This window comes from Nesterenkonia suensis, from assembly GCF_054782935.1.
Map to the genome: position 1 here is coordinate 510,871 of NZ_BAAGRN010000001.1, position 17,121 is coordinate 527,991.

The 17,121-nt window shown below is 70.7% G+C and carries 15 protein-coding genes; 4 read left to right on the forward strand and 11 right to left on the reverse strand.

Annotation, left to right across the window (positions count from 1 at the left end; translation table 11 throughout):
• Positions 1-43: 43 nt before the first annotated feature.
• Together ACYVKI_RS02195 and ACYVKI_RS02200 are read right to left on the reverse strand one after the other, a co-directional pair.
• Positions 44-517, reverse strand: a complete 474-nt coding sequence (locus ACYVKI_RS02195) for a tRNA (cytidine(34)-2'-O)-methyltransferase (protein ID WP_460688706.1) — start codon at positions 515-517, stop codon at positions 44-46.
• 106 nt (positions 518-623) lie between these two features.
• Positions 624-1,691, reverse strand: coding sequence for a J domain-containing protein (locus ACYVKI_RS02200; RefSeq protein ID WP_460688707.1), 1,068 nt, complete (start codon positions 1,689-1,691; stop codon positions 624-626).
• Between the two features lie 188 nt (positions 1,692-1,879).
• On the opposite strand from ACYVKI_RS02200, the gene ACYVKI_RS02205 reads away from it, so the two are divergent.
• Positions 1,880-3,106, forward strand: a complete 1,227-nt coding sequence (locus tag ACYVKI_RS02205) for a cysteine desulfurase family protein (protein ID WP_460688708.1) — start codon at positions 1,880-1,882, stop codon at positions 3,104-3,106.
• Here the strand turns inward: ACYVKI_RS02205 and ACYVKI_RS02210 are convergent.
• The 9 genes from ACYVKI_RS02210 to ACYVKI_RS02250 form a co-directional block, all read right to left on the reverse strand.
• Positions 3,060-3,614 (reverse strand): mycothiol transferase, encoded by a 555-nt coding sequence (locus tag ACYVKI_RS02210; protein WP_460688709.1) that lies wholly within the window; start codon positions 3,612-3,614, stop codon positions 3,060-3,062. The two genes, ACYVKI_RS02205 and ACYVKI_RS02210, sit on opposite strands and share 47 nt — an antisense overlap.
• 43 nt (positions 3,615-3,657) lie before the next feature.
• Positions 3,658-4,740: a uroporphyrinogen decarboxylase/cobalamine-independent methonine synthase family protein gene (locus ACYVKI_RS02215; protein WP_460688710.1), complete on the reverse strand. Its 1,083-nt coding sequence runs from the start codon at positions 4,738-4,740 to the stop codon at positions 3,658-3,660.
• The gene (locus tag ACYVKI_RS02220) at positions 4,737-5,174 is read right to left on the reverse strand and encodes a chorismate mutase (RefSeq protein ID WP_460688711.1); all 438 of its coding nucleotides are present in this window, start codon (positions 5,172-5,174) and stop codon (positions 4,737-4,739) included. Before ACYVKI_RS02220 ends, ACYVKI_RS02215 begins: the two co-directional genes overlap by 4 nt.
• Before the next feature lie 110 nt (positions 5,175-5,284).
• Positions 5,285-6,466 (reverse strand): tRNA 2-thiouridine(34) synthase MnmA, encoded by a 1,182-nt coding sequence (mnmA, locus tag ACYVKI_RS02225; protein ID WP_460688712.1) that lies wholly within the window; start codon positions 6,464-6,466, stop codon positions 5,285-5,287.
• Between the two features lie 97 nt (positions 6,467-6,563).
• Positions 6,564-7,871 (reverse strand): DUF58 domain-containing protein, encoded by a 1,308-nt coding sequence (locus tag ACYVKI_RS02230; RefSeq protein WP_460688713.1) that lies wholly within the window; start codon positions 7,869-7,871, stop codon positions 6,564-6,566.
• Positions 7,872-7,978: 107 nt separating this feature from the next.
• The gene (locus ACYVKI_RS02235; protein ID WP_460688714.1) at positions 7,979-9,004 is read right to left on the reverse strand and encodes an AAA family ATPase; all 1,026 of its coding nucleotides are present in this window, start codon (positions 9,002-9,004) and stop codon (positions 7,979-7,981) included.
• 92 nt (positions 9,005-9,096) lie between these two features.
• Positions 9,097-10,479: a DUF4350 domain-containing protein gene (locus tag ACYVKI_RS02240; RefSeq protein WP_460688715.1), complete on the reverse strand. Its 1,383-nt coding sequence runs from the start codon at positions 10,477-10,479 to the stop codon at positions 9,097-9,099.
• On the reverse strand, positions 10,476-11,186 hold the full coding sequence (locus tag ACYVKI_RS02245; protein ID WP_460688716.1) for a DUF4129 domain-containing protein: 711 nt from the start codon (positions 11,184-11,186) through the stop codon (positions 10,476-10,478). The genes ACYVKI_RS02240 and ACYVKI_RS02245 overlap by 4 nt, the downstream gene beginning before the upstream one ends.
• 9 nt (positions 11,187-11,195) lie before the next feature.
• Positions 11,196-12,635 carry a hypothetical protein gene (locus ACYVKI_RS02250; protein WP_460688717.1) on the reverse strand — a complete coding sequence of 480 codons (1,440 nt, stop codon included), beginning with the start codon at positions 12,633-12,635 and terminating at the stop codon, positions 11,196-11,198.
• A 183-nt stretch (positions 12,636-12,818) separates the two neighbouring features.
• On the opposite strand from ACYVKI_RS02250, the gene mtrA reads away from it, so the two are divergent.
• Genes mtrA through ACYVKI_RS02265 form a run of 3 tightly spaced genes read left to right on the forward strand, consistent with a single transcriptional unit; the run spans position 12,819 to position 17,065 of the window.
• Positions 12,819-13,511 (forward strand): MtrAB system response regulator MtrA, encoded by a 693-nt coding sequence (gene mtrA, locus ACYVKI_RS02255; RefSeq protein WP_460688718.1) that lies wholly within the window; start codon positions 12,819-12,821, stop codon positions 13,509-13,511.
• A gap of 42 nt (positions 13,512-13,553) precedes the next feature.
• Positions 13,554-15,347, forward strand: a complete 1,794-nt coding sequence (gene mtrB / locus ACYVKI_RS02260; protein WP_460688719.1) for an MtrAB system histidine kinase MtrB — start codon at positions 13,554-13,556, stop codon at positions 15,345-15,347.
• Positions 15,347-17,065 carry an LpqB family beta-propeller domain-containing protein gene (locus ACYVKI_RS02265; RefSeq protein ID WP_460688720.1) on the forward strand — a complete coding sequence of 573 codons (1,719 nt, stop codon included), beginning with the start codon at positions 15,347-15,349 and terminating at the stop codon, positions 17,063-17,065. Before mtrB ends, ACYVKI_RS02265 begins: the two co-directional genes overlap by 1 nt.
• Positions 17,066-17,121: the final 56 nt, after the last annotated feature.

Sequence of the window (17,121 nt, forward strand, 5' to 3'; positions counted from 1 at the left end):
GGAGAAACCCGGCGCCGCCGTGGTCGGAACCGCTGGGCGCCGGTCAGGCGGCCCCGTCGAAGCCGCGCTGGCGCCAGGCCTCGTAGACGGCGATCGAGACCGAGTTGGCCAGGTTCAGGGAGCGCCGCGAGGGTAGCATCGGGATCCGGACCTGCGCGGTGATGCGTGGATCCTCCTTCACCACAGAGTCCAGCCCGGTGGACTCCCGCCCGAAGAGCAGCACGTCCCCGGGGAGGTAGTCGACGGCCGTGTGGGAGGTGTCGCCGTCACCGGTGAAGGCGAAGATCCGCTGCGGGGACAGCGCGGCCCAGGCGTGCTCCAGACTGGGATGGACGGTCATCACCGCCAGGTCGTGGTAGTCGAGTCCGGCGCGCCGCAGCTTGGCGTCGCTGAAGTCGAACCCCAGCGGCTCGGCCAGGTGCAGCTGCATCCCGGTCACCGCCGCCAGGCGGATCAGGTTTCCGGTGTTGCCGGGGATCTCCGGCTGGTCGACGAGCACTCGGATCGGATTCTCCACGGCGACCATCCTAAGCCCCCGCCGGCCCGCGACGCGGACATCGCAGGGCGGGGGCCGTTCCGCAGCTGCCTGGGATCCGGGGGCCGGGTGGAAGGCCCCGGGAAGCTCAGGTCCCCTCCTCGGGGGAGGCCAGCTGGTCCCGCAGGACCGCGAGCAGATGCCGATCCACCACATTGGCCTGGGCGGAGGAGGCCAGCTGCCCCACGATGCGACGGGTCGCTCGGCCGGCCGCCTGCGGGGCGGAACCGCCTGCTCGGGTGGTCTCCACCACCGGGGAGAGCAGGCCGCCGTCGGGGGAGTGGAGGATCACCTGGTGCTCGACGGTCAGCAGCGCCTCGTGGCCCCGTTCGTCCAGCAGCCGCTGCATCAGCGTCTCACGCAGTCGGCGCGCCTGGGCGGCCAGATCGGGCAGGACGAGCTCTCGTCCGGCGGCACGCAGCATCTGCCCGTCCCACGAGGCCGCCGGCGTCGGGACCTCCAGGGAGAACACCACGGTGAGCCTGTCCCCACAGACCAGGACATGCTCGGCCCGCTGACCGGGACTGCGCCGGCGTCGTCCGGTCCGCTCGGCACGTGGACCTCCGGCAGGAGGATCGAGCAGGACGTCGTTGAACAGCCGGGCGGCGGGGAGCTCGGAGAGCACATGGCGACGCAGCACCTCGATGGTGCGCTCGTGACGCCGCTGCACCCGCCCCCGGGAGAACAGCCCCTGGGCACGGAGCTCGCCGTGCACCCGCTGGCTGGTCAGCGAGAGGGAGAGCGGCCGGGGGTCGGAGAGGTCGGGGCGATATTCCGGAGGCAGATGCGCACTGCCCGAGGCGCTGCGCTGGGCGCCGCGTTCGGCGCTGCCGCGGGAGCGGGCGCCGGGGGCGGTCCAGGTCCCGGCCGGTCCGTAGCGCACGGTGTCGACGTCGTCGCCCGAGCCGTCGGTGGGGGTCCGCCCGTGCTGCCGGGCCCGGTCGTAGGCGGCCCGGGCGTCGGTGGAGCGCAGCACCTCCCAGGCGGCCTGGATGCGGTGGAACTCCTCGGCCGAACCGCCACGGTCGGGATGGGAGTCCCGTGCCAGCCGACGGTAGGCCGAGCGGATGGTCTTCAGATCCGCCTCCGGCGGCACGCCGAGGACGCCGTAGAGGTCGGCGCCGGATGCTCCGGAGGAAGAGGAGTGGTTGCTCATCGCCCCCTCACGATAGCGCCTCAGCCGGTGCTGCCGCCCGTCGCCGACCGGTGATCAGCCCAGCGCGGACAGCCTCGGCCACAAGTGGCCCAGCCCCCCCCCGGGCCGAGACCACCACGAAGAATCCGGAGACCTCGTAGGACCCGGAGACCTCATAGGATCAGGAGACCTCATAGAATCAGGAGACGATGACGACGCCCTCCCGGTACTTCGACCACGCCGCCACCTCGCCGGTCCGTGAGACCACGGTGCGCGTGCTCGCCGAGCAGATGCCCCAGCTGGCCAACCCCTCCTCGCTGCACAGCGCCGGACGCCGTGCCCGTCTGGAGGTGGACTCCGCCCGCGCCCGGCTCGCGGCCACGCTCGGGGCCGACCCCAGCGAGGTCATCGTCACCTCCGGCGGGACCGAGGCCGACAACCTCGCCCTGAAGGGCCTGTACTGGAGTCGCCGCGGGCAGGACCGACGGCGGCGTCGAGTGCTGCTGTCCGGCATCGAGCACCCTGCGGTGCTGGACACCGCCGAATGGCTCGAAGCCCATGAGGGCGCGGAGCTGGTGACGCTGCCGGTGGACGGAGCCGGGGTGCTGGACCTGGAGGCGGCCCGTGCGCTGCTGGACGAGCTGACAGTCCAGGAACCTGAGTCAGTGGCGCTGGCGACCCTGATGTGGGCCAACAGTGAGACCGGTGCGGTCCAGCCGGTGGCCGAGCTCGCCCGGGCCTGCGCCGACCACGGGATCCCGCTGCACACCGACGCGGTGCAGGCCTTCGGCGGCGAGCCCGTCGGGGCCGACCGGGTGGACTTCGCCGCTTCGCAGGCGGCGACTTTGGCGGTCAGCGCCCATAAGATCGGCGGTCCGGTGGGGATCGGGGCGCTGCTGGTGCGCCGCGATGTCACCCTGACCCCGGTGCTGCACGGCGGCGGACAGGAACGGGACATCCGCTCCGGCACCCTGGACGCCCCCGGCATCTGCGCCTTCGCCGCCGTCGCCGAGGAGGTCGTCGCGCACCGGGACCAGGAGGCCGCCCGGCTGGCCGCCCTGCGGGACCGGCTGCTCGAGGCGGTGGTCGACGTCGACGGGGTGACCCTGCGCGGGCCCGACCCGCGGACCACCCCTGAGCGGCGGCTGCCGAACAACCTGCACATCACAGTCGACGGTGCCGAAGGGGACTCTCTGCTGTTCATGCTGGACATGGCCGGCTTCGACACCTCCACCGGTTCCGCGTGCACCGCGGGGGTGCCTCGGCCCTCGCATGTGCTGCTCGCCATGGGGCTGGACGAGGACTCCGCCCGGGGAGCCCAGCGCTTCACCCTGGGTCACACCACCACGGAGGAGGACGTCGAGGCGCTCGCCGAGGTGCTGCCGGGCATCATCGCCCGGGCGCGGGCGGCGGGGATGGCCGCGGATCGTCGCTGAGGTCGCGGAGGTCGCTGAGCACATCCCGGGTGATCTCCGCGTGCCCGAGATGCTGGCTGATCTCCTCGAGCACGTGCAGCAGCACGCCGTGGCAGCTGCCCGTCCAGAAGTGCCCCCGCCCTGGGGGCACGGCCGCCGGGGACGCGTACGGAACGGTGGCGGCGACGTCGTCGAGGAACCCGCGGCGGGTCCGGGCTGCGCTCTCGAGCACCTCGGCCACCGGCATCCGGGCGGTGAACTCCGCCTCCCGGTCCCGGGGGACAGTCACGCCCAGATTCACGGTGGACGACCAGCGCCGCAGCATCCCGCAGACGTGGACCAGCAGCTGCACCGGCGAGTTCGTCCCGGTCCCGGCAGGCACGCGGCCGGTCAGATCGGAGTTGGCCGTGGCGTCGTCGAGCGAGCCGACCAGATCCACCAGGCCGTCGAACTTCTCCAGGATGAATGTCACCAGGACATCTGAGTGCTCCTGAGTGTGTGCTGACGCTCCGGCATGGTCGGGTGTCATCGGGGTGCTCGTCCTTCCGGGGGCGGGGCTCAGCTGTGCATCGTCAGCTGTGCATCGTCTCGGTCAGGGCCTCCGCGGCGTCGCGGACTCGGCTGATCAGCCGCATCGCGTCCGCCTCGCCCACCTGGGCCAGCTCGGCACGGGCGCGGCCGACCATCGGGGTCATCCGCATCGTGGCCAGCGCCGATGGCGACATCCCCAGGGCCTGCCACGGGTCGGTGATCCGCCGCAGCAGAGCGCTCACCGGAGGCAGGTCCTGGTGGGTCCGCGGGACGGAGGGCAGCAGCCCGGCCAGGAACCGTGTGCCCTGCTCGGCCAGCTCGGCGGTGCGTTCCCAGTCTCCCGCCGCCAGGTCCGGCAGCGGGAGCCCGAAACCGTCCACCGGGCTGTTCGACGACCCGAGGTGGTCCTCCACCTGGTCCCGCTGGGGCGCCTCTCCGAGGTCCAGGAGGACCTCGTCGGCGCCGCCGGCGCGCAGAGCATCGACCACGGCGTCCACCATCCTGCGCGTCTCGTCCCGGGGCAGAGCACGGATGGTCCGGTAGCCGCTGACCGTCGGCACCGACCCGGACCGCACCCGGGCATGGTCAGGTTCGTGCAGCACCACATGCAGCGCAGCGGGGCTGCAGGACCGGCGCACGTGCTCCAGGTGGTCCTGGATCCCGGCGGCCAGCGACTCGGCCAGGTCTCGCCGCGCCCCGTGGTCCACCAGCACCTTCTCACCACCGGGCAGGGCCAGCTGCGCGGCCAGGCTGACCGGACCCAGCACATGGAGCAGCAGCTCGGCCGGGTGGTCGTCCACGCCGGCCTCGGCCCGGGCGCCGCGCACATCGGCCAGGGTGTCGACGTCGGCGCGGAGCAGCTGCAGGGCCCGTCGGTGATCGGCGCCGGGCCGGTCCACCAGGCGCCACCCATAGGAGGTCAGCTCGGCCGGCAGCTCCGTCAGCAGCGAGATGGCCCGGCCATGCAGCGAGGCGTGATGTCCTCGGCAGGGCAGCTCAGCCAGGGCCGGCAGATGGCCGGTCAGCTCGGTCTCGAGGTGCTCGGCGGAGCGCAGGGCATCAGTGCCGGGCATGACGCCGCCGGCCGCGGCGAGCACCGCATCGGCAGGATCGTGGGAGCTCATCGGTCCTCGAGGGAGTCGGGGGCAGTGGGGGAGTCGGGGGCAGTGGGCGAGGCAGGGGAGGCAGGGGAGGCAGGGGAGGCAGGGGAGTCCCCGGAGATCTCGGATGCGGAGATCGCCTGGTGGTGGCGGATGACCTCGTCGATGATGAAGTTGAGGAACTTCTCGGCGAACTCCGGGTCGAGCTGGGCATCCTCGGCCAGGCGCTTGAGCCGCGCGATCTGGTTGCGTTCACGAGCCGGGTCGGCCGGGGGAAGCTGATGCCGAGCCTTCAGCACGCCCACGCGCTGGGTGGCCTTGAACCGTTCGGCGAGCAGATACACCAGGGTGGCGTCGACGTTGTCGATGCTGGCACGCATCGACAACAGCTCCTCCAGCACCTGCGGGTCCACATGCTGCGCGGCGTCGCCGGCGCGCTGATCGGGGCTCGAGCTCATGCCCTCCAGCTTACGTGGATCCGGTGGCCACGCCTGACCGCATCGGCCCGGTGACACTCCGTGGCGGGAGTCCGGATGCCGTGATTCTCGGCCGCTCGCTGGTGGGGAGGTCAGGAGCTGGTGGCCACAGGCTGGTAGTTCTTCGAGCGGGCGGTGTCGATCGTGGCCTGGCCCAGCACACGGGTTCCCTGATACATCACCGCGGTCTGCCCCGGGGCGACGCCGTGCAGGGGCTCCTCGAGCTCAACCACCAGCCGAGGTCCGCCGGCGTCGGCATCCTCGGCCGCGCCGCCGTCGGGCTGCTCCAGCTGCTCCACCTGCTCGACGCGCGCCCGAGCCGGCACCGGATCGGCGTGGGCCCGGATCTGCAGCTCCACGGGGAACCACTGCCCGGTGTGTGCCTCGGGCACCGGCCGGCCCGCCCAGGAGAGCCGGATGCCGGTGAGCCGGTCGATCTCCAGCAGCTCCTTCGGCCCGGCGACCACGGTGTTCTCCTTGGGGCGGATCTCCAGGACGAACCGCGGCTTGCCGTCGGGTGCCGGGCGGCCCAGCTTCAAGCCGCGGCGCTGCCCGACCGTATAGGCCTGGGATCCCTCATGCTCCCCGATCTGTTCACCGTCCGGGTCGAGGATGGGGCCGTCCTGCAGATCGATCTGCTCGGCCAACCACCCTCGGGTGTCGCCGTCGGGGATGAAACAGATGTCATGGGAGTCGGGCTTCTTCGCCACGGAGATCCCGCGTTCGGTGGCCTCGGCACGCACCAGCTCCTTCGACGGGGTCTCGCCCAGTGGGAACAGGCAGTGCGCCAGCTGCTGCTCGTTCAGCACCCCCAGCACATAGGACTGATCCTTCGTCCAGGTGGCCGCACGGTGCAGCTCCCGGCTTCCGTCGTCGTGCTCGACGAGCTTCGCGTAGTGACCGGTGGCCACCGCGTCGAAGCCCAGCGCGATCGCCTTGTCCAGCAGCGCCTCGAACTTGATCTTCTCGTTGCAGCGCATGCAGGGGTTGGGGGTGCGCCCGGCGGCGTATTCGGCGACGAAGTCATCGACCACGTCGGCCTTGAACCGCTCGGAGAAGTCCCACACGTAGAAGGGGATCCCGAGGGTCTCACAGGCGCGCCACGCATCCGAGGAGTCCTCGATCGTGCAGCACCCGCGGGACCCGGTGCGCAGAGTTCCCGGCATGCGGGACAGCGCCAGGTGCACGCCGACCACCTCGTGGCCGGCGTCCACGGCGCGGGCGGCCGCCACGGCCGAGTCCACGCCTCCGGACATCGCTGCAAGTACCTTCATGACGCCACCAAGGGTCTCACAGCCGCAGGGGAGATGCCCAAGTCCTGGCTGCCGTTGGGGCCAGGGGCACCGAGGGCGTACGGCCCCGTCGGCGACCTCACAGTCGCCCGGTGGCCTTGAGCCGGATGTAGGTGTCGGCCAGCAGCGGCGGCAGCTCGTGGGGCGTCGCATCCACTGCCTCCACCCCCATGGAGAGCAGCTGGGCCTTCTTCGCCTCCCGCTCGATGAGCTCCCGCTCGGCCGCAGCCGCCCGATACACCTCGGTGGCGGTCCCGCGCTCGCCGGTGCGCCGATCCAGGTCCGGGTCCCGCACCGTGGCCAACAGCACCAGGTGCTTCGCGGTCAGCGCGGGCAGCACCGGCAGCAGTCCTTCCTCCAGGGAGCCGGACTCCAACGAGGTCAGCACCACCACCAGGGAGCGTTGGGAGCTGATCGCCTCCACATGGGCGGGGAGTCGGGAGAAGTCGGACTCCACGAGCTCGGGGTCCATCGTGGCCATCGCGTTGACCATCTGGTGCAGGAAGTCTCCCGATGAGGAGGAGCGCGCCCGCGCGACAATGCCGCGGTCGAAACCGATGAAATCGACCCGGTCCCCGGCGCCGGCGGCCAGCACGCCCAGCAGCAGCGCGGCCTCCATGCCGGTGTCCAGCCGCGGTTCGTCGTCGATCCGGGCCGCCGAGGTGCGGGAAGAGTCCAGGCAGAGGATCACCCGCCGGTCGCGCTCGGGCCGCCAGGTGCGCACCACCAGATTGTGGCCGGCACCGGTGCGCCGCCGCGCGGTGGCGCGCCAGTCGATGGACCGGACATCGTCACCGCGGACATAGTCGCGCAGCGAGTCGAATTCGGTCCCCGCGCCGCGGATCTGCACCGCCGTCTGGCCGTCGAGCTCCCGCAGTCGCTGCAGCTTCGACGGCAGGTGCCTCCTGGACCGGAACGGCGGCAGGACCCGCTGCACATGCCGCGTGCGGTGGACCACCTGACGGCCGGCCAGACCCAGGGGACCCAGTGAACGGACCGCCACTGTGGAGCTGACCAGGTCTCCCCGGCGACGAGGACGCAGCGGCACCTGGATCCGCTGCCGTCCGCCCGGGGCGATGCTGAGCCGCTGGATCGGGCGGGAGGATCCGGCCGAGGGCTGCCAGCCGTCCTTGACGGAGCCCCGCAGTCGACGTCGCCCCTGATAGTGCAGCACGGAGACCGCCGACGTCGTCTGCCCCCACCGGACGGCGTCGCCGGGAACCCGCTCCACCTGGACCTGCCGGGGCGAGCCGGCGAGCAGCATGTCCGCAGCCACGAGCCCCACCAGCAGCGCCAGGCAGAACCACAGCGTGGCGGCCACAGGCAGGGCGACGACCGCGACGCTCAGCGCGAGCGCCACGTACAGCAGCCGACGGGTCAGCACCATGGGTGGATCCTCTGGTCAGGGGCGGGGGGATGGGGATGGTCGCCGGAGAGGGAGGGGAGAGGAGGGGACGCGGGAGCACCACCGGCGTGGCGGTCCTGCGGAGCGGGTCAGCGGGGCACCGGCACCGTGGCGAGGATGCCTTGCAGCACGTCGTCCACGCTGACTCCGTCCATGGACGCCTCCGGGCGCAGCGAGACCCGGTGACGCAGGCACGGCAGGGCCAGCGCCTTGACGTCGTCGGGAGTGACGAAGTCACGGCCGGAGAGCCAGGCCCAGGCCTTCGCGGAGTTCATCAGGGCGGTGGCACCGCGCGGGGAGACACCGAGCTGGAAGCTGGGCGCCTGCCGTGTCGCGCGCGCGATGTCGACGATATAGGCGATCACCTCCGGGGCCAGCGCCACCGACCAGACCGCCTGACGGGCCGCCTTGACGTCCGCCTCGGAGGCGACCGGACGCACTCCGGCGGCGGCCAGGTCCGAGGGGTTGAACCCGGCGGCGTGGCGGCGGATGACCTCGATCTCTTCGCCGCGCTGGGGCAGGTCCAGAGTGATCTTCAGCAGGAAGCGGTCCAGCTGCGCCTCGGGCAGCGGGTAGGTGCCCTCATATTCGACCGGATTCTGCGTGGCGGCCACCAGGAACGGGTCCGGCAGCGGGCGGCCGATGCCGTCCACGGAGACCTGCCGCTCCTCCATGGCCTCCAGCAGGGACGCCTGGGTCTTCGGAGGGGTGCGATTGATCTCGTCGGCCAGCATCAGATTGGTGAACACCGGACCCTCACGAAAGGCGAAGTCCCCCGTGGTGGAGTCATAGACCAGGGATCCGGTCACATCGCCGGGCATCAGGTCCGGGGTGAACTGCACCCGGGCGGTGTCCAACGACAACGACGCCGACATCGCCCGGACCAGCAGCGTCTTGGCCACACCCGGCACACCTTCGAGCAGCACATGGCCGCGCACCAACAGTCCGATGAGCACGCCGGTGACCGCCCCGTCCTGACCGACCACCGCCTTGGAGACCTCACGACGAACCTGGTGGAACCGATCGCGGAGCGTGTCCGGGGTGCCGGAGGAGGCGGCGCTCGCCGTTGAGGCGGCCGCCGGTCCCTCCGACGGCCGGGGCTGCGACTGCGGCACGAGGTGCTCCTCCTGATGTATGGGGGTCGTCTGCTGCCCCGGGACCGGCGGAGCCGGCTGATGCTGGGGGGTCCGGTCGGGCTGATGTGGTGTCACAGTGTGTCTTCCCTCGGCGTCGTGTCCTGTGCGGTCGTGTCCTGGCCCATCTCATCCTGGCCCATCTCATCCTGGGCCGTCTCATCCTGGGCCGTCTTGTCCTGGGCGGTCCCGGGGAGCCTGCGGGGGCCGTGCCCCAGCCGGATCCGGACCTCGTCCTCCAGCGCGGCCAGCTCCTGGGCGTACCTCACCATCTCAGAGTTCCCGCTGATCGCGGAGGCGCCGATGATGCGGGCGATCTCAGCCGGGGGCCGAGCCGTCTGCCGGGCGACAGCGGTGATCACAGCCTCCTCCGGGGCCCCTGTGCCCAGCCGCAGCAGCCGGGACAGGCGCAACAGATGCGCCGAGCGCAGAGTCCTGGCCGCCTCCTGGGAGGCGTCAGCCTGCTGGTAGAGCCGTCCGCGCCCTTCAGCGGACTCGGAGGCCGGCACCTCCACCGGCAGCGGCTCCACCACCACCGGACCGTGCCGACGGCCCGCGACCAGGATCAGCAGCAGCGTGCAGACCAGCAGCCACCAGGTCAGCTGCCCCACCCAGTCCGGCATGAAGTCCCAGGGGGAGGCCCACTCCTCGGAGGAGACGGCGTCCAGGCCTGACGGCGTGTGCCAGATGAGGTCCTGCTGCTGGCCGAGCAACCCGAGTGCGAAGGCCGCGTTGCCCTCCGTGGTGATGTGTCGATTGGTGAACGCGTCGGGAACCCCGAACACCAGGCCCCCGCCCGTGGAGGCCAGCGCGTGGGCGGGATCTGATCCTTCGGGGGCATGGACGAAGCAGCCGTCCGTGCCGGTGAAGAGCTCTCCCGGAGCCTGGAGGGACCCGGCCCGCTGGGCGGCGTCCACCGCACAGTCAGGCCCGGCCTCCAGCGCAACAGGCAGCTCCGTGGCGGGGGAGGTGGGGGTCCCGCCGGCGGACTCCAGCTCGTCGAAGGCGCTGAGCCGGGTCGCGACCGTCGGGGCGATCCAGATGACCTCCCGGTCCGAGCGGGCCAGCTCCTCCACCAGCTGCGGGCCGGCCTCCACGCTCTGCTCGAGGACGACGACGGCGGCGTCGGGGAGCTCCTCCAGCTGTTCGCGGGCGATCTCGGCGGTGGGGGCTGGGTGGATCCTCACCCCCTGGTCCTGCAGCACTTCTGCGACGGCGGCGTAGCCATCCAGGTCCGTGTTGTGCAGGCCGTAGCGTTCCTGGTCTTCGACGGTGAGCAGCTGGACCAGGACAGCGACGAGCAGGCCCAGGACGACCATCAGCAGCCAGAACTGCCAGCGGCGCACAGCGGAGCCCGCAGCAGCGGCGAGACTCTGCACCGTCGGTGCTCCGGTGGCTCCGCCGCTGGCCGGGCGGGCACTGTGCGCGGTGGCGCGGGGGGTGGACTGGGCGGTCATCGTGGTGCCACCACCTGGGGGGACAGGGCGGTCTCCCCGCCCTGCGGCTCGGCGGCGGTGAGCACGGAGTCGAGCTCGGCGAGGTCGTCGCAGTCCTGAGCGGTCATGGAGCGCCCGCCGTATCGAGACAGGTTGAACAGGTCTGCGGCGACGCCGATCCGACGCCCGTGGGCGGGGAAGACCCGGGTCAGCTCGGCGGCTGCCTCCGTGGCGGTGCGGCCGGTCATCTCGGTGAGGATGTCCCGTTCCTCGGCCGCCCGGACGACGGCCCGGAAGAGGTCTCGGTAGGCCTCGTCCACGCGACCGGCTCGCCGGTGGCCCTGGGCGCGGCTGCGCAGCTCCTCGCTGCTGAGGCCGGCATCTGTGGCCAGTGGGGCGTCGGCGCTCGCAGTGCGCTGCAGGCGCGGCCGGACGAGGACCACGGCCAGCACGATCGCGGCGAGAATCAGCACCAGGATGATCAAGGGCCCGTACGGGATGTCGATTCCACCGATGCTGCCGATCCGGTCGTCGAGCCAGCGGAGGACATCATCGATCGTCTCGCGCACCGGGCCGGTGAACTCCCGCTGATACCGGGGGTCGGCGAGCTCGCGTTCGAGGAGCTCGCGAGCGTCATCCCGGCTCGGCGAGAGCGGCGTCGTCATCAGCGTCGCAGTCCCCGACGGTGCGGTGAGCGAGGCTGACGGCGTCGACGGGTCGAGGAGCATGGGGCGAGGTCACCTCGGCTGACCGAAGTCGGGTCCCTGGTCCTCAGGTGCCTGTGCGTCCGGCCTGTTCTGCGGGTTCTGACCGGAGGGGTTCTGGCCGGAGGGGTTCTGACCATAGGGGTTCTGACCATAGGGGCTCTGTCCGTAGGGGCTCTGGCCCGGCTGCTGGCCATAGGGGCTCTGTCCGTAGGGGGTCTGGCCCGGCTGCTGGCCATAGGGGCTCTGTCCGTAGGGGGTCTGGCCCGGCTGCTGGCCATAGGGGTTCTGCCCGTAGGGGCTCTGGCCCGGCTGCTGACCGTAGGGGTTCTGACCCGCCTGCTGTCCGTAGGGGGTCTGGCCGTAGGACATCGGGCCGGGGGCCGCCTGCTGGGACCCCCACGGCGGAGCGCTTCCTCCGGGCCCTCCCCACATCGGCACCGTGGGCTCACCCAGGTGCTCCACGGAAGCGGGAATGACCCCGCCGTCGTCGGAAGCCCCGTCGGCAGCGGTCAGCAGGGAGACATCCACGCTCTCCTGGTGGATGCGGCAGTTCAGATACATCACGGCCACCAGGGCGCCCACCAGACCGAGGAACACGGCGGTGACGGCGGAGTCGAAGAACGTGGCCACGGTGAACAGCACCAGAGTGACGGCAGTGCCGTCCTCCGGGGAGGCCATCGCCATCTCTCCACCGATCATGGAGACGATGCCCACCGGCAGGGAGGCGATCGTGAGCATCACGAAGGTCATCAGGTAGATCAGCGCCACGGTGCCGATGTTGATCCACCAGCGTCCTCGGTTCAGCCGCCAGGACCGGGCGAAGGCGCTGAGTGGGCCGCGGTGCTCCACCAGCACGACCAGCGGGGCGTACATCAGCCCGGCGGTGAGCCAGGCGCCGAGCAGCAGCAGACCGGGCAGCACCAGCAGGAGTCCCAGGCCGAAGGTGACCACGGCGATGACCACGCTGAGCCCGATCACGACCACCGCCAGGACCACGACGAAGACGTGCATCAGGAGCAGATGCAGCACCAGCCACCCCAGACGCCCGGAGCGCAGCCGCAGGGTCTGGGCGAATCCGGTGCGGTAGCCGTAGGCGGCGCGCAGCGTGGGGATCACGATGAGGGCGTATGCCACGGCCATGAGGAAGTACTGGACGGCCGTGAGGAAGGTCAGACCCGCCCAGAAGCCCATGTTCGAGAGCATCCCGAAGATGATCTCCTCATCCTCGAAGGCCATCGGGTCGTACATCAGCCGCAGCAGGTTCCCGGACGGCGCCAGAGCGAAGGCCAGCATCGACAGAACGAAGCTGATCATCCCGGCGACGAAGGGCACCCCGAGCACGGCCTTCGGGGCGTGACGGATCATCGAGAACCCTCCGCCGAGGACCTCGCCGAGAGTCATACGTCGGATCGGGAAGACCCGCCCCGGGTGGGCTCCCGTCGGCTCGCCGGTGTTCCAGTCCGCGGACATGCTTCCCCTCTCGATGAACTGCTCTGGACGACTGCTGCGGACACTGCGCAGGCTTTCACCCTATAGCGCGCCTCCGCCGTCGGACACCCCTGTGACATGCTGAGCGGCAGGCCTGCCGGGCCGTGTCATATATCCTGGCGGGACGGAACCGGCGTGTGCAGGACGAGAAGAACAGGAGAGCTGATGAAAGCCAGGATTCTGGTCGTCGACGACGATGAGGCGCTGGCCGAGATGATCGGCATCGTACTGCGCAACGACGGCTTCGAACCCACCTTCTGCGCGACCGGAGAGCGGGCCCTCGACGAGTTCCGCAGCACCAAACCCGACGTCGTCCTCCTGGACCTCATGCTGCCGGGCAAGGACGGCATCGAGGTCTGCCGGGAGATCCGTGACGAGGCTGACACCCCGATCATCATGCTCACCGCGAAGTCCGACACCGCCGACGTCGTGCGCGGCTTGGAGGCCGGGGCGGACGACTACGTGCCGAAGCCCTTCAAACCCGCCGAACTGGTGGCCCGAGTCCGCGCACGGCTGCGTCCGGCTGAGGGGCAGGCGAGGCCGGAGACCGACCAGCTGACCATCGGAGACCTGACCATCGACGTCGCCGGACACGAGGTCCGCCGCGGTGAGACCCGGATCTCTCTGACGCCGCTGGAGTTCGACCTGCTCACCGCACTGGCGAAGAAGCCGTGGCAGGTGTGGAACCGGGAGATGCTTCTGGAGGAGGTCTGGGGCTACCGGCACCAGGCCGACACCCGACTCGTCAACGTCCACGTCCAGCGGCTGCGGTCGAAGATCGAGAAGGACCCGGAGCATCCGGAGATCGTCCAGACCGTGCGCGGGGTGGGATACAAGGCCGGCGGCGGACAGGGGTAGACCATCAGCGAGGACGAGAGTCGCGCCTCTGCCTCCCGCGCGGTGGCCACGACCACCGGAGCTGTGCCGGTGACCCGGTCCGGACCCTCTGAGGGGTCGACGACGGCGGAGGACACACAGGTCGGAGAGGAATCCCCAGGCGCCGGCCCGCTGCGTCATGTCGGCCGCCGGATCGCCCGCATCCCCCGGCTGTGGGGTCGCTCCCTGCTGTTCCGGGCGGTGGCCTTCACCGGCCTGCTCACCATGCTGGGCACGGGCCTCGTCGCGGCCTTCCTCGCCCAGCAGGTCACCAGCGGACTGTTCCAGGAGCGGTTCGAACAGATCGAGCTGGAGGCCTCCAATGGGATGCAGCACATCCACAACCAGTTCTCCGCGGCCTCCACCGCCGATCGCAGCGAAGCCGACAGCCTGGTCTCCGACTCACTCGCCGAGCAGGAGGACACCGGCTCGCAGATCCGGCGCTATGTCTACCTGCTGCCGCTGAGCGACGACGCCGACACCCAGTCGCTGGCCGGGCGAATCCCCGCGGACCTGGACGACTCGGTCCGCGACGACATCGTCTCCGAGGAGCTGCGTGAGGCCGTGGCGAGCGGCACCGGCCAGTACTGGCAGTCGGTGTCCTTCACCCAGGAGGGGGCCGAGGTGCCCGGGGTGGTGTTCGGGACCCAGGTGACGCTGCCGCCCGGGGACATCATGGGTCTCTATTTCCTCTACGATCTCTCCTCCGTGCAGGAGACGCTGTCCTTCCTGACTCGGATCATGCTGCTGGCGGGGCTGGCCCTGCTGGTGCTCAACATGGCTGTGGCCGCCTGGGTGACCCGATCAGTGGTCTCGCCGATCTCGCAGGCCGCAGAGGTCTCGGAGCGGATCGCTGCCGGCCAGCTCGATCAGCGCCTGGCTGTGCGCGGTGAGGACGAGATCGCCCGCCTGGGCATCTCGTTCAACCGGATGGCCTCGAACCTGCAGGAGCAGATCACCCAGCTGGCGAACCTGTCGAAGATGCAGCAACGCTTCGTCTCCGACGTCTCCCACGAGCTGCGCACCCCGCTGACCACCGTCCGGATGGCCGCCGAAGTCCTGCATGAGTCCCGCGAGGACTTCGACCCGGTCAACCAGCGATCCGCCGAGCTCCTCTACCACCAGGTGGAGCGGTTCGAGGCGATGCTCTCCGACCTGCTGGAGATGTCCCGCTTCGACGCCGGGGCCGCCGAGCTGGCGCTGACCGCCGTCGACCTGCGCAGCCTCGCGGAGGACGCGCTGACCACCGCGCTGCCCCTGGCCGACCGTTCGGAGACCTCGCTGGCGATCGTGGTGCAGGGAGAGGACTTCGTCGTGCAGGCTGACCCGCGACGGATCGACAGGATCCTGCGCAACCTCATCAACAACGCCATCGAACACTCTGAATCCCGTCCGGTTGACCTGATCATCGCCTCCTCACCGACCGCCGTCGGCATCGCGGTGCGCGACCATGGGCTGGGGATGAGCCCTTCCGAGGTCGCACACGTCTTCGACCGGTTCTGGCGGGCCGACCCTGCGCGGGCGCGCACCACCGGCGGATCCGGACTGGGCCTCTCCATCGCCACTGAGGACACTCGGCTGCACCGAGGTGCCCTCGACGCCTGGGGGCAGAAGGGCCAGGGATCCTGCTTCCGTCTGGTGCTGCCCCGGCGACAGGACGAGCCCTACCGGGCCTCCCCGCTGGCGCTGCCGCCGGTCTACCGCTCCTCGGACCGACGCCGAGTGGCCACCCCGGTCAACGGTGCGCCCGCCACCGGAGACGTCGACCACGACCGGATCACCGAACAGTCGCTGCACCAGCCCAAGGAGTCTGACTGATGAAGGCCCGTCGTCCGGCCTCCCTGGTCGCCGTGCTGAGCGCGGCCGTCCTCTTCGTCGCCGCCTGCACCCCGACGTTGCCCACCGACGGACCGGTCGGAACCTCCGAGCCTGACGTCGGAGGAGACCCCGCCTACAACATCCAGGCGCCCGCGCCGGTGGAAGGCATGGATCCGGAGGAGATCGTGCTGGGATTCATCAACGCCGGAGTGGAGCCCACCAACCAGTACGAGGTCGCCCGCGAATACATGACTGAGGAGGCCGGCGCCGAGTGGATCTCGGGGGCGCGGACCCTGGTCTACACCGGGGACCCCAATGTGCTCTCCATGGGGGAGGACACCTACTCCGTCCAGATGGAGGTGGAGTCTGCCGTCGACGAGTCCGGGATCATGACCCAGTTCCCGGAGGGCCAGACGCAGACCGAGGAATTCCGCCTGGAGCAGGTCGACGATGAATGGCGGATCGCCGACGCCCCGGAGGGCACCATGCTGACCTCCGGCTCCTTCGCCACCGTGTACGAGGCCCACACGCTCTACTTCTACGACCCGCAGCTGCGCTACACGGTTCCCGACGTGCGCTGGTTCCGCAGCAATCGTGCCGGGATCCCGGCCGAGATCGTCAGCGCCCTGCTCGACGGCCCCGCGTCCTATCTGGAGCCGGGGGTCACATCCGCCTTCTCCGCCGGCACCGAGCTGCAGCGGCCGTCGGTGCCGGTGGAGGAGGGCACCGCCGTCGTCGATCTCGACCCGGAGCACCTGCGCGGAGCCGCGGACCAGGAGCGGCTGCTGATGCAGCATCAGTTGGAACTGGTGCTGCTCGAGCTGCCCAGCATCCACGAGGTGGAGATCACCGCGGGCCAGGCCGACTACGAGATGCCTGCGCAGTCGACGGAGACCCTCGAGATCACACAGGCGCCCCAGGTGGGCAACACCCAGGTGGGCATTCTGGACGGTGCGCTGGTCCGGGTGCAGGACCTGCAGGTCCTGTCCATCGGCAGCCTGCCGGACATCTCGGACCTTGACCCGCAGAAGCCGGCGGTGCCGGCGGAGGCCGAGGAGATCTTCGCCTTCCTCGACGGAGAGGGGGAGGCGCTCTACCACCTGCGTCCGCACCGGAGCCCCGATCTGGTGCTCACCGGGGAGGACCTCACCCGCCCCTCGATGGACAACTTCGGCTGGACGTGGACCGCCAGCATTGACGACAGGGGCGCCCATGTCCACATCGCGGCCTACGACGAGGCCCTGGCCCAGTCCTCCCTGGAGGTCAGCGCCGACTGGCTGACCGACCTGGAGGTGAAGTCGCTGCGCATCGCTCAGGACGGCGCCCGCGCGGCGATCGTCGCCGACGACGGCGGCGAGTCCCGCCTGTACCTCGCCGGAGTCGTGCGCGACTCCTCCGGCACTCCTCGTGGGCTCGGTGAGCCCGTCACCCTGCAGACGAACACCCCCGAGCCCGATGACGTCCGCTGGCTGGAGGAGGACGCGCTGGTGACGTGGTCGAACTCCGACGACTCCGCTGAGGAGGTCGAGCGGGTCAATCTCAACGGTTCCAACCAGTCGTTGGGCAGTCCGCTGCTGGGCCTGCAGAACGTCTCCGCGGGGGAGGGGGAACGTCGAGTGTTCGCCGAGCGTGTGGACGCCCCCTACAACTCCCGCAGCGGCGACAACTGGGACATCAACGAACAGGTTGAGGTGCGGGACTACGCCTTCCCCGGGTGAGGTCCGGGTGCCGCTCCTCCACAGGGAGGCGACCTGGGTGGCGACGCGCCCGATCC